Source organism: Bacillus sp. DX3.1, from assembly GCF_030292155.1.
In the GTDB taxonomy this organism is placed as follows: domain Bacteria; phylum Bacillota; class Bacilli; order Bacillales; family Bacillaceae_G; genus Bacillus_A.
This window is the reverse complement of sequence record NZ_CP128153.1, coordinates 2,235,459-2,247,982: the sequence shown is the minus strand read 5'-3', so window position 1 is coordinate 2,247,982 and position 12,524 is coordinate 2,235,459. Positions and strand designations below refer to the sequence as shown.

General features: G+C 34.8%; 13 protein-coding genes and 1 pseudogene. 3 read left to right on the top strand and 11 right to left on the bottom strand.

What is annotated here, in order from left to right:
- Nucleotides 1-29: 29 nt before the first annotated feature.
- Nucleotides 30-1,001 (top strand): MBL fold metallo-hydrolase, encoded by a 972-nt coding sequence (locus tag QRE67_RS11005; protein ID WP_286124874.1) that lies wholly within the window; start codon nucleotides 30-32, stop codon nucleotides 999-1,001.
- Nucleotides 1,002-1,233: 232 nt separating this feature from the next.
- On the opposite strand, the gene QRE67_RS11000 is transcribed toward QRE67_RS11005, so the two are convergent.
- The 4 genes from QRE67_RS11000 to tatA form a co-directional block, all read right to left on the bottom strand.
- The gene (locus tag QRE67_RS11000; RefSeq protein WP_286124873.1) at nucleotides 1,234-2,076 is read right to left on the bottom strand and encodes a DegV family protein; all 843 of its coding nucleotides are present in this window, start codon (nucleotides 2,074-2,076) and stop codon (nucleotides 1,234-1,236) included.
- A gap of 151 nt (nucleotides 2,077-2,227) precedes the next feature.
- A complete protein-coding gene (locus QRE67_RS10995; RefSeq protein WP_286124872.1) occupies nucleotides 2,228-2,479 on the bottom strand; it encodes a DUF2535 family protein in 252 nt (83 codons plus the stop codon).
- A 154-nt stretch (nucleotides 2,480-2,633) separates the two neighbouring features.
- Nucleotides 2,634-3,362: a twin-arginine translocase subunit TatC gene (gene tatC / locus QRE67_RS10990; protein WP_286125254.1), complete on the bottom strand. Its 729-nt coding sequence runs from the start codon at nucleotides 3,360-3,362 to the stop codon at nucleotides 2,634-2,636.
- Between the two features lie 74 nt (nucleotides 3,363-3,436).
- Entirely contained in the window at nucleotides 3,437-3,601 is a 165-nt protein-coding gene (tatA, locus tag QRE67_RS10985; RefSeq protein ID WP_286124871.1) for a twin-arginine translocase TatA/TatE family subunit, read from the bottom strand.
- A 192-nt stretch (nucleotides 3,602-3,793) separates the two neighbouring features.
- On the opposite strand from tatA, the gene trhA reads away from it, so the two are divergent.
- Nucleotides 3,794-4,450 (top strand): PAQR family membrane homeostasis protein TrhA, encoded by a 657-nt coding sequence (gene trhA / locus QRE67_RS10980; protein WP_286124870.1) that lies wholly within the window; start codon nucleotides 3,794-3,796, stop codon nucleotides 4,448-4,450.
- A gap of 38 nt (nucleotides 4,451-4,488) precedes the next feature.
- Here trhA and QRE67_RS10975 read toward each other — a convergent pair whose 3' ends face one another.
- The 6 genes and pseudogenes from QRE67_RS10975 to QRE67_RS10950 all read right to left on the bottom strand — a co-directional run.
- A complete protein-coding gene (locus QRE67_RS10975) occupies nucleotides 4,489-5,208 on the bottom strand; it encodes a lysophospholipid acyltransferase family protein (RefSeq protein WP_286124869.1) in 720 nt (239 codons plus the stop codon).
- A gap of 112 nt (nucleotides 5,209-5,320) precedes the next feature.
- Nucleotides 5,321-5,956, bottom strand: a complete 636-nt coding sequence (locus QRE67_RS10970) for an FMN-dependent NADH-azoreductase (RefSeq protein ID WP_286124868.1) — start codon at nucleotides 5,954-5,956, stop codon at nucleotides 5,321-5,323.
- A gap of 230 nt (nucleotides 5,957-6,186) precedes the next feature.
- A complete protein-coding gene (locus QRE67_RS10965; protein WP_286124867.1) occupies nucleotides 6,187-8,172 on the bottom strand; it encodes a penicillin-binding transpeptidase domain-containing protein in 1,986 nt (661 codons plus the stop codon).
- Between the two features lie 177 nt (nucleotides 8,173-8,349).
- Nucleotides 8,350-8,838 carry a dihydrofolate reductase gene (locus QRE67_RS10960; protein WP_286124866.1) on the bottom strand — a complete coding sequence of 163 codons (489 nt, stop codon included), beginning with the start codon at nucleotides 8,836-8,838 and terminating at the stop codon, nucleotides 8,350-8,352.
- Between the two features lie 20 nt (nucleotides 8,839-8,858).
- On the bottom strand, nucleotides 8,859-9,815 hold the full coding sequence (locus tag QRE67_RS10955; protein ID WP_286124865.1) for a thymidylate synthase: 957 nt from the start codon (nucleotides 9,813-9,815) through the stop codon (nucleotides 8,859-8,861).
- Nucleotides 9,816-9,999: 184 nt separating this feature from the next.
- Nucleotides 10,000-10,149, bottom strand: a pseudogene (locus QRE67_RS10950) (glycoside hydrolase family 78 protein); the annotation flags it as partial.
- Between the two features lie 145 nt (nucleotides 10,150-10,294).
- Here QRE67_RS10950 and QRE67_RS10945 point away from each other — a divergent pair.
- On the top strand, nucleotides 10,295-11,752 hold the full coding sequence (locus tag QRE67_RS10945; protein ID WP_286124863.1) for a serine hydrolase: 1,458 nt from the start codon (nucleotides 10,295-10,297) through the stop codon (nucleotides 11,750-11,752).
- A gap of 121 nt (nucleotides 11,753-11,873) precedes the next feature.
- Here the strand turns inward: QRE67_RS10945 and QRE67_RS10940 are convergent, their stop codons facing one another.
- Entirely contained in the window at nucleotides 11,874-12,506 is a 633-nt protein-coding gene (locus tag QRE67_RS10940) for an HAD-IA family hydrolase (RefSeq protein WP_286125253.1), read from the bottom strand.
- Between the last annotated feature and the right edge of the window lie 18 nt (nucleotides 12,507-12,524).

Here is a 12,524-nt window from a genome sequence, read left to right as displayed (position 1 = left end):
ATACAGAGATTTTAAGTGAGGTGATATTTATGGCAAAGCGTTATGAGAACATAGATAATGTTAGTACAAAAAAAACGCTTCGTGCATTTTTACAATGGCGTAAAGAACGAAAACAAAACAAGAAAGATTTTTCTTTCCTAGTAGAACAATCACCTGTCAAGCAAGCTGATTTTTTGCGAAATAATGATAATAAGACAACCGTTACATGGATAGGACATTCAACTTTCTTCATACAAACAAATGGACTGAATATATTAACAGATCCAGTTTGGTCAAAGAAAATAAAGCTCGTTCCAAGACTTACTGAGCCCGGGCTTACAATACAAGAATTACCAAACATTGATGTCGTCCTCATTTCACACGGTCACTATGACCATTTGGACTTTTCAACACTCCGTCAGCTCGGTTCTGATGTTTTATATTTAGTACCTACTGGGTTAAAAAAATTATTTTTACGAAAAAAGTTTATGCGAGTAGAAGAATATAATTGGTGGGAGTCAACAAAAATAGATGATGTACACTTTCACTTTGTACCTTCTCAGCATTGGACGAGAAGATCGTTATTCGATATGAATTCTTCCCACTGGGGAGGATGGGTTATTGATAATAAAACAACAAATGAAACGATTTATTTCTGTGGTGATAGCGGTTATTTTAAAGGGTTTAAAGAAATCGGAAAACGTTTTTCTATTGATATTGCTTTAATGCCCATCGGTGCATATGAACCGGAATGGTTTATGAAAGTATCTCATGTTTCACCAGAAGAAGCTGTACAAGCATTTCTAGATATAAAGGCAACACATTTTATTCCAATGCATTACGGTGCCTTTGCACTCGCGGATGAAACGCCAAAAGAAGCGATTACACGCCTTCGCAACAATTGGAATTTGCGCATGTTACCATGGGAACAACTTCATGTTTTGTTTCTTGGTCAAACATATATTCCGGTCAATACACCTACTGAAAAAAAAGAGTTAAAAAAAGAACACGTAAACGCATAACACCTTTCCCCTTTTGTGCATGATATATATCAAAAGGGGAAAGGTGTTATCTGTATGAACCAATATTTGCAAAAACGACTTATAATATGTATTTTCTCTTACATTTCGCTTATCATTTTATACTTCATTCAATAAAGTGAAACTTTAATCAGTGGGTGGTTCTTCTTCCACTCCCCGTTCGCATGATAAAAAAAGTGCTACTGTCGAATATACTCTCAAGTAGCCTTCTTTTCTATTCAGCAAAATAAGAAAATCCAATTGCGCCTACACCAGTGTGTGTACTAATAACAGGTGTTGTATAGAAAACTTCTGTTTGTGTAAAACCACTTATTTTTTCAACGGCTTCCTTCATTTTTTGTGCTAGTGGCAACGCTTTTGCATGTGGCACACCTACTGCCTTTACCGTTTTACCAGCCGTATCTTCCTCAAACATTTTCATTAATGTTTTTACAATTTGACCTTGGCTGCGCACTTTTGCAACTGGATTATAGACACCGTCTTCAATAGCTGCAATTGGCTTAATATTTAGTAAAGAACCAATCATCGCTTTTCCTTTTCCGATTCGGCCACCTTTTACAAGGTTTTCTAACGTATCAACAACTACAAATAGACGAGTATTTTTTCGAACTTCTTCAACACGATTCAAAATTTCCTCTAAAGAGCTTCCTTCACGTGCCATCTTTGCTGCTTCGATTACTTGGTATGCTAAAGCATGCGAAATAAACAATGAATCTACTACTGTAACCTTTGTATCTGTCATTGTTGCTGCACTGTTTGCTGTTGCAACCGAACCGCTTAAACCATTTGTTAAGTGGATTGAAAGGACTTGACTACCGTCCTCTCCTAAACGATCATACATTTCAACAAACGATCCGACTGCTGGTTGTGATGTTTTTGGTAATTCTTCTGACTTTTGCATTTCTTCAATAAATTCATCTGGTTGTAAATCAACACGATCTAAGTACGTGCTTCCATTCACAAAAATGGATAATGGGATAACATAAATATCATATTTTTCAATCACATCTTGTGATAAATCCACTGTTGAGTCTGTAACAATTTTAATTTTTTGCATATTTTACTTCTTCCCTTTCCAATACGCTCTCCCTGTTATTATACTAGTATTCACAATGCTTTCAACAGTTTGAAGTGATTTTCGACAAAAATCTTTTGTTTTATGTCAAAAAAGAAAGTGACAGAGCACATTGCTCTGTCCATATTTCCCACTACGCATTTTTTTCAAGCGTATTTGTTTTATACACATTCGAATAATCATTCCACTTTAAACAACTTTGCAAATATTCTCGAAATGAATATGAAAATCTCGGTTGTTTTTGTTTTTGAATTTTGGCAATGAATAGCTGAAGACGTGACTGAATCAGAAACGCTAATGGATGCTGTGTTTGTAGAACGGGGATCTCAAATATTTTGACACATGCCCCCGTTGAATGAGTGAAGTAAAAACTTTTCATAATCACGATATCAATCCTCTTTTTTATTGGATTTATAAAATTAGTATAAACTGACACAGGTGAAAAGTTTGTCTAAATTTTGGAGATTGTATAAATTTTTTCTTCTTTATATTGTATACGTTTACAAGGATAGTATAACAAATAAATAAAAAAAGTGCCTTCATAATGAGGCACTTTTTGATTCTGTTTCCATTTCTCGTTTCATTTTTCGTTTATATACGATCTTCGAAGCTGTAATACTTAATTCATAAATTACAAGAAGTGGAATTGCTACTGAAAAATCAGAGATAAAGTCTGGCGGTGTAATACAAACAGCGATAACAATTAAAATAAAATACGCATACCTTCTCACCTTTTGTAGTGCAATTGGATTAAGAACACCTATGCTTGTTAAAAACATTGCAACGACTGGGAGTTCAAAAATGACTGCAAACGGCACCGTCATATTCATAACAAATGAAAAATATTTCTCCGTCGTAAACATTGTTTGAAACATTTCATCACCAAGACTAATTAAAAATTGTAAGACAAATGGCAAAATTAGAAAATAACCGAAGCAAAGCCCTCCAATAAACAATAGAAATAATGCCGGTATATAAAGAATCGTCATTTTTCGTTCATGCGGGTGTAGTGCTGGTTTTACGAATAACCAAATTTGCAATGCTGCAATTGGTATTGTGCATACGATTGAAAAAACAGCCGCAATCACAAAATAAATCCATAAAATATCACTCGGACCTAAAACTGTTAATTTCATAGTTAAATCTTTTACGATAAAATTATAAATTTCTTTCGTAAATGAAAAGCCAATGATAATAAAAAACAGAAACGTCAGTGCTGTTATAATGAGTCGTTTTCTTAACTCACCAAGATGCTCTGTTACACTCATTTCTTGATTGCTCACTCATATCACCACATTCCCTACTCACTACAAGCCATAAATACAAAATAATCTAGTGAAATTTATTTCTTTTCATCCGTATCATCATGTAACCCTTTTGCAGACTTTTTAAATTCTTTTAACGTTTCTCCAAATGCTCGTCCGATTTCAGGTAACTTTTTAGGACCGAAAATAATTAAAGCGAGTACTAAAATTAATATTAAACCTGGAATCCCAATGTTTGGCATATGACTTCCCCCTTAATCTCACTTAATTTTATTTTGTCAAAAAAGTTTGTAAACGTCAATGTATCCGTTGTCTTTTGTCAAAAAAATTAGAAAATATACTATTTAAACAATTTTCATTTTCTATCCCTTCTTAATATGATATGGTAAAAGACAAATGAACCTTACTTCATCAAACAAGAAAGGAGTCGAATTATGACTCAAAAACTAACACGAATGACACAATTCGTAAAAGAAGAAATTGCAAATGCGATTACACATGGCATTGGTGCCATTTTAAGTATTCCTGCTTTAATTATCTTAATTATTCATGCTTCAAAACATGGGACAACATCAGCCATTGTCGGCTTTACAGTGTACGGTGTTAGCATGTTCCTACTCTATTTATGTTCGACGTTATTGCATAGCATTCATCATCCAAAAGTAGAAAAGTTATTTACGATTTTAGATCATTCTGCCATTTATTTATTAATCGCTGGCACATATACACCATTTTTACTGATTACACTGCGTGGTCCTCTTGGCTGGACATTACTTGCAATTATTTGGACGCTTGCAATTGCAGGAATTGTCTTTAAAATATTTTTTGTACGCAGATTCATTAAACTATCGACACTGTTTTATCTCCTGATGGGCTGGCTTATTATCGTTGCAATTGAACCACTGTATGCAAATTTAACAGGGCATGGATTTTCCCTCCTCTTAATCGGTGGAATTTTATACTCGGTCGGAGCGATCTTCTTTCTTTGGGAGAAACTTCCGTTTAACCATGCGATTTGGCATCTATTTGTACTAGGCGGTAGTACTATGCTGTTTTTCTGCGTATTATTTTACGTATTACCGGTCGCATAAAAAAGGTCTCAGCTTTTCATAGCTGAGACCTTTTTTTATTACTTATGTAACTGAGCTGCAATAACATCTTGTGTATACTTTGTTAATTCTTTAATATCCATACTTTCATATTGCTCAGCTGTAATTGGTTTCGAAATCGTTATCGTTGCATTAGCTGGTTTCATTCGATTACCGTTCGCTTCAAACATTTTATATGTCCCGTTCACTGTTACTGGTAAAATTGCTACACCTGCTTTTACAGCAAGGTGGAAACTACCAGCTTTAAATTCTCCCATTTCATTACCCTTGCTGCGGGTTCCTTCTGGAAAAATAACGATAGAATGACCTTGCTTTAAGAATTCAATTCCATCTTTAATAGCTTGCAAGGATTGACGACGATTACTGCGATCCATAAACACACAGTTCATCAATTCCATCCACGTTGGTACAAGTGGAAATTTTTTAATTTCCGCTTTTGAAACGAATCCAATTGGTTTATTTAAATAACCTAGTAAGACCGCAATATCCATATTACTTTGATGATTACTTACAACAAGTACTGGCTTATCTTGTGGCACATTTTCAAGTCCATTCACTTGTACTGTTGAGCCTGTTACACGAACCATTTTCTTTCCAAACCAGTTCGTTGTTTTATACACAAGGCGATCTTTTTCTTGTGGCGAAATTGTATGTACTTTACGTTTTATACGCCATAACCTCGGTGTAATACCAATTACAACTAAAATTAAATAAAAGATTTTAAAAAATGTTTGAATCATATAGAACCTCCACCTATTCTCATTCCGTCCTTCATTATACTAAACAAGCGAAGGAAAAAAAAGAAAAAATATCCAAACGACAAGCGTTTGAATATTTTTTGAGTTTTCTATATTAGAAGCGTTTTGCTAGTTCGCGTGCTTTTTCAATTGCTGCTTCTTTAATTTCTGGTGCTTTTTCAGGGTTTGCACTCATACCTTCAATTGCAAGGTAGTCTACATCAGATACACCAATAAAGCCTAGTAATGCTTTTAAGTGGTTACGGCCGAAGTCCATCGCTGCATAAGGTCCTTCAGAGTAAACGCCGCCTGTAGCTTGAATGTGAAATGCTTTTTTGCCTTCTAATAAACCAACCGGTCCATTTTCAGTATATTTAAATGTTTTACCTGCGATAGATAAGTTATCTAAGTATGCTTTTACTACTGGTGGGTAGCTGAAGTTCCACATTGGTGTTACGAAAACATAACGATCTGCATGCATAAATGTTTCTAAGTTTGTGTTCATTGCTGCAATTTTTTGTTGTTGGCTTTCACTTAATGTTTCAAAGCCTTCACCTGCTGCAAATTTGCCCCATGCTGCAAGTACTTCAGCGTCAATTGCTGGTACAGTTGTATTGAATAGATCAATTGTTACAACTTCATCTGCTGGATTCTCTTGTTTGTAAGCTTCAATAAAAGCTTCCCCTACTGCTACGCTGAATGATGCTTCTGCTGAGTTTGGATTTGCTGTAATAAATAGTACTTTAGTCATTATATTCGCTCCCTTTTTTCTTGTTGTTAATATCTTTGTTTTGAGATTATTTATTAAAAAGTAAATTACTTACCTTACGTAAGTAATGATATAAAAATAATTATTTTTTGTCAATAAAAAATAGCTACTTTTTTTTCGTAAGTAAATAAAAATGTACATTATATGATTCTATCCTCTATTAATAATAGAAAAAAGCTACCTCTTTTTAATAGAGATAGCTTCCTTATTTATTACTTTTGAAATACATGTTTTACTTTTTCAGCAGGGACGTTACTTCCACCTCTACCCTTTACATCTTCAATCATCATCGTAACAACCATATTTGGAGCATTCGCATCAAAAGCAGCAAACCAACCAAGTTCTTTTCCATCCGCTTCTTTTGATTCTTTTAATTCAGCTGTTCCTGTTTTACCAGCAAGGGTCATTCCATCGATCTTCGCAATTTTCCCTGTACCATCTGGATCGTTGATTACTTTTATTAACGCATTTTTCAATATTTCTTGATTTCCTTTAGAAACTACATTTTCTTTCCAAGGTTTCACTTGCTTCTCCTCTTTTATGAGATGAGGAGAAGGAATATTTCCTTCATTTACAATTGGCGCATATGTTAAAGCTAAATGAAGAGGTGTCATTAAAACTTGACCTTGTCCATATCCCGTATCAGCAAGTTGAATATCAGTTTTAATACCATCTATTGCAATTTTTGAAATAGGGAATCCATATTCGATTGGTAATTTTTCACCAAATCCAAATTTCTTCGCTTCGTTTGTAAATTTATCTTTTCCAATTTTTAATGCTTCTTGTGCAAAGTAAATATTATCTGAATACTTCATTGCTTTATCAAAATCAATTGGGCTGGCATCTTTTACCCGTGTCACATAATAGTTGCCCCAAGAAGAATCTTTTGTCCACTGTAATCCTTCAATTTTCAATTCTTCTTTCGGATTAATTACTTTCGTTTCAAGACCAATTGCACCTGTAATTGGTTTAAAAACGGATCCTGGAGCAGTTGCTTGTGTAAAACGATTCGTCATTGGTTTTTTCGGATCATTACTCCATGCCTCACGCTGTGCTTTCGAAGCACCCCTTACTATCACATTTGGATTATAGGCCGGGCTGCTTACAAGTGCTAATGTTTCACCTGTTTGTGGATTGATGGCTGCACTTGAGCCTGCTTCACCCTTCATTTCGTTAAAGATTTTTTCTTGTACAGTACCATCGATTGTTAGCGTAACGTTTTCTCCATCTTTCGCTTCTGTTTTCGCTAAATTTTTTATTTCTTTCCCTTTTTCATCTTCCATAAAGACACGGCCACCCTTTTCACCGCGTAGCTTGTCTTCAAACACTTGCTCTAAACCAGCTTTTCCAACTGGATCATCTGCTTGATAACCTTTTTTCTGAAGCGTTTTTAAATCTTCCGCATTTACTTTGCCAACATAACCTGTTAAATGTGCTGCCGCTTCTCCTAATGGATAGGTACGCACTGTTACTGGTCGAGTCGAAACACCCTCCATAGCAAGATAATCATTTTGTGTTGCACCATCTTGCAGAATCCCAATTGGTACGAAATAATCTGGTTTCACCCATTTTGCTGCAAGTTTTTGATCAATCTCTTCTATAGACATATTGAGCAGTTTAGCAACTGTTGCTTTCGTTTCTGGTGCTGCATCTCCTAGTTTTCCAGGAATAATTCCAACTTCAGATGCTCTTCCGTTTGTCGCTAAACCATTTCCGTTGCGATCATATAATTCACCGCGTTTTGCTTGGAACGCTTGCATACGGATTTTACTATCTTTTGTCATACCTGGGAAAATAAATTCAGGAGTCCAATCTATTTTCCAAGATTCTTTATCTCCATCTTTTTCTTTCACAATCTTCGCTTCCTGTACAAATGAAATTTTCCCACCTACTGTATCCATACTAACTTTAAAAGGGATTGGCCCTTTTTCTTTTTTATCCTCTTTTACTTTTTCTGCTTCGACTTTCAAATTTTTGACTTCAATGCCTGCATAAATCTTTTCATATTTCTCAGTAAATTCTTTCTTTGAAATAGATTTTTTCGCATTTTCTGACAGCTGATTATACATCTCTGCAAATTTTTGTTTATTCCATGCTTTCGTGTATGTATCGAATGCTTGCTCTGGCGTTTCTTCTTTACCGCAGCCGACTAAAACGAGTGCGATACAAAGAAGAAGTAGTCCCCATATTTTTTTCAACTGATTCTCCTCCTTCACCTTATCAAAGAAATTATAATACAGATTTCTTTTTTGTGGAATTGTTTATAAAGCGACTCAACACATTAAAACATTCATTTCTCAGTATAACATCCCATGTTCCTAATATACAGTTTTTAACAAAAAAAGATTGGTATGAATGCATACCAATCTTCTCATTTATTGTTGTTTTTCGTATATGTGGTAGTAGTATGTATACGGATTCTTTTCATCGGTAATTCCTTTTTCCACAAATACTTCCTTCCACTCTTCCATATTGATTTCTGGGAAGAATGTATCTCCTTCAAACGCATAATGAATCTTTGTAATATATAACCGTTCCGCATACGGTAAAAATAATTGATAAATTTGCTCCCCACCAAAAATGAAAATTTCTTCTTCATTTTTACAGAGCTCGAATACTTCTTGGACTGAATGTGCAATTTCACAGCCTTCCACATGATAATTCGTATCACGCGTTACAATGATATTACGTCTACCAGGTAATGGTCTTCCAATCGACTCATAGTTTTTTCTTCCCATAATAAGCGGGTGTCCCATTGTTGTTTTCTTAACATACTGTAACTCACTTGGTAAACGCCAAGGTAACGCATTATCTTTACCAATAACACGATTTTCATCCATTGCGACCATAAATGAAATAATCATTTTTTCTCCTCCTTCTGCGATTATACTGCAACAGGCGCTTTAATTGCCGGATGCGGATCATATCCTTCTAGTACTAAGTCATCCATTTCAAAATCAAAAACAGATTTCACATCTGGATTTAATGTTAACGTTGGGAATGAACGTGGTTCACGTGCTAATTGCTTTTCCACTTGTTCAAAATGATTTGTGTAAATATGAGCGTCTCCGATCGTATGAACAAATTCTCCAACTTCTAAACCACATTCATGTGCAATTAAATGTGTTAATAACGAATAGCTTGCAATGTTAAAAGGAATGCCAAGGAAAATGTCACCACTACGTTGATAGAGCTGACATGATAGTTTTCCATCTGCTACGTAAAATTGGAATAATGTATGACAAGGAGGCAGAGCCATACTTGGTACATCTTCAGGGTTCCATGCAGATACAAGTAAACGACGAGAATCTGGTGTTTTCTTAATCATATCAATTACATCTTTTAACTGATCGATTGTTTCTCCTGCTGTCGTTTTCCATGCACGCCACTGTTTTCCATACACATCTCCTAAATAACCATATTGCTTCGCAAAATCATCATCTTCTAATACACTCTTTTTAAACAATTCCATTTGCTCTTCATACTGCTTCTTAAATTCTTCATCTTGCTGAGAGCGAAGTCCAAAGTCTGTCATATCCGGACCTGTATATGCATCGCTTTCTACCCAGCTTTTAAACGCCCATTCATTCCAAATATTATTGTTATTTTGAAGTAAATAGCGGATATTTGTATCACCTTTCATAAACCAAAGCAATTCACTTGCTACAAGGCGAAAAGGTACACGTTTTGTCGTAAGTAACGGAAACCCTTTGCTAAGGTCAAAACGCATTTGATATCCAAATACAGACACAGTTCCTGTTCCTGTACGATCTTCCTTTTTCGTGCCATGCTCCATAACGTGACGACACATATTTAAGTATTCATATTCTGCATGTTTCATATGTAAGAAAACCCTCTTTCGCATCTTTTTCCTATATGGAGTTTATCATACAAAAAATAATTCTGCATTCAAAATCCCTGATATCTGTTATTAAAAAATATTTCAATATAGTAAGTATTAACAAAAATCTAACGCTAGAAATTTTTATTTATTAAATTCAAATTGATAATTTCCTGGACCTATTTTCTTGATCAGTTTCTTCCTGTAATGGATATGCAACTTGCAACACACTTTGCTTCTTTGAATCCAACTGCCAACTTATTTTGACAACTTTCAAATCAATACCAATTGGATTGATTCTATTTTCACATAACGTATTTTTTATAGATAACATTCCTCCGCATCCCTTTTGTAATGATAAATAAATATTTATTTATTTATCATTACAAAATTCTTAACTTTTTATATCTTAAAAGGTTTTTCCCATTTCATCCAAGAAACTATAACGCGAAAGCAAATAATAATTGGAGGTTATACACATGTCTAAAATTAAAACATCCCCTTCGAGCACACTACATAACACAGTTGAAAAAATGATGAAAGATTTACATGTTCCAGGAGCTGCTATCGCGATTATAAAAGACGGAAAAGTCATTGTTTCAGAAGGATTTGGCTATCGTAATTTAGAAAAGAAAGAACTTGTTACACCTCAAACACGTTTTGCAATCGGCTCTGCCACAAAAGCATTTGGTACACTTTCTTTAAGCTTATTAGCACAACAAAAAAAGTTTGATTGGGATACTCCTGTTCAATCTTACATCCCTTCCTTCTCTTTATCCGATGTATTTGCAAGCTCGCAAATTACAGCGCGGGATTTAGCTTCTCACCGCTCTGGAGTAAATCGCCATGATGCTCTTTGGTATAATTCTTCCTTAACTCGAAAAGGCCTTGTTGAAAAAATAAAACATTTACCACTTGATGCACCATTTCGCACGGCTTTCTTATATAACAACTTAATGTATGCAACAATTAGCTATATTGTAGAAAACATTACAAATCAAACATGGGAGCAATATGCAAAAGAACATATTTTAGAACCACTTCAAATGGAACAAACAAACTTCTCTGTGACAGACTCACAAAATACGAATGACTATGCATTGCCTTACGTTGAGAACGATGGAAAAATAAAAGAAGTACCATTCCGTAACCTTGATACAGTAGGAGCTGCTGGATGCATTAATTCTACAATTGAAGATATGGTAAATTGGGTACTTTTCCATCTTAATCAAGGAAAAAACGGAGGGCATGAATTACTATCTCCCGAATTACTACAACAAATGTATACGCCACACAACACAATTCCTGACCAACCATTTTTATCAACACCTGAATCACCATTGAATAGTTATGGTCTTGGTTGGTTTATTAGTGCCTACCGTGGTTATAAAGTGATTCATCACAGCGGAGGTATCGATGGATTTTCTGCACTTGTCTCATTCATTCCAAAAGAAAATATAGGACTTGTCATATTAACTAACGCTGGAACTACACTACTCCCTAGTTATCTCGCAAATCAAATCTATGACGAACTCCTCGGATTAGAAACAATTGACTGGCATAAGCGCGCTCTAGAAGACACTGCTAAAATGAAAGAAATGATGAAAGGAACACCCCAATCACTTCCAGAGCAAATTAAGGAGACAAAACCTTCTCATTCCTTAGAAGACTACACTGGGACATTTCAACATCCTGCATATGGAACGCTTGAAGTATATAAACAAAATGATAATTTACATTTACGGTTTGAATCGTTTGATGTTGTAATGAATCACTATCACTATGATATGTTCAGCACAACTTGGAACGTCTTTCAAAATGAACTAAAGGTAATGCTTGCATACGAAATGAGCACAGACGGTAGCTTAGAAAAGGTGCAATTACACTTACCTGTCATGTTGAGTACACAGCCTCTTACATTTACAAAGATTAAATAGGGAACGTATCTTCAATTTGAGATACTCTAAGAGAGAATAGCATCCTTATTACAAAGAAAGAGCACCAAATTGGTGCTCTTTCTGCTATAGAAATTAGCTTGTGAATACTTCTACATTTCACTTATTTAATATGTTCTACTATTGATGTAATTTCCTTCGGGTTATAAACCACATAATCTGGGGAATCCTCTTTTATCGTATCTAACACATCATATCCCCATCCAACCCAAATAATTTCTACACCAATCTTTTTACATGCAACAACATCTCGCTGTTCATCTCCAACATATAAGACTTCTTCAGTTTGTAATTTCTTTTCTTTTAAAAACTTCTTAATCACTTTATCCTTACCGAATATATTCTTTGAGCAAAAAACTTCTTTCACATTTTTGATTTCATTATGCAGAAGAAACTGCCTAATATTTTCTTCCGCATTTGACGATATAATAGCTAATCTATATCCTCTTTTTGTTAATTCATCTAGCAATTCCTTAACTCCATCTATTAACACGACGTCTTTAATAGAGTCTTTATACAAAGCATATAATTCTGGTACAAAAAACGGAATTTTATACATGGGAAAGTTCAAAGCTTTACATCGCTCCCGAATCGATAGCTTTCTTAGCTCTTCCAGCTCTTCGTTTTTTATCTGTTTATAGTTATGTTTCTCCGCAAGCTGATTATAAGCTTCTATAAAAACGTCTTTCGAATCTACTAACGTTCCGTCAAAATCAAAAATAATATACTTTACCATTTCATCTGCCTCTTTTCT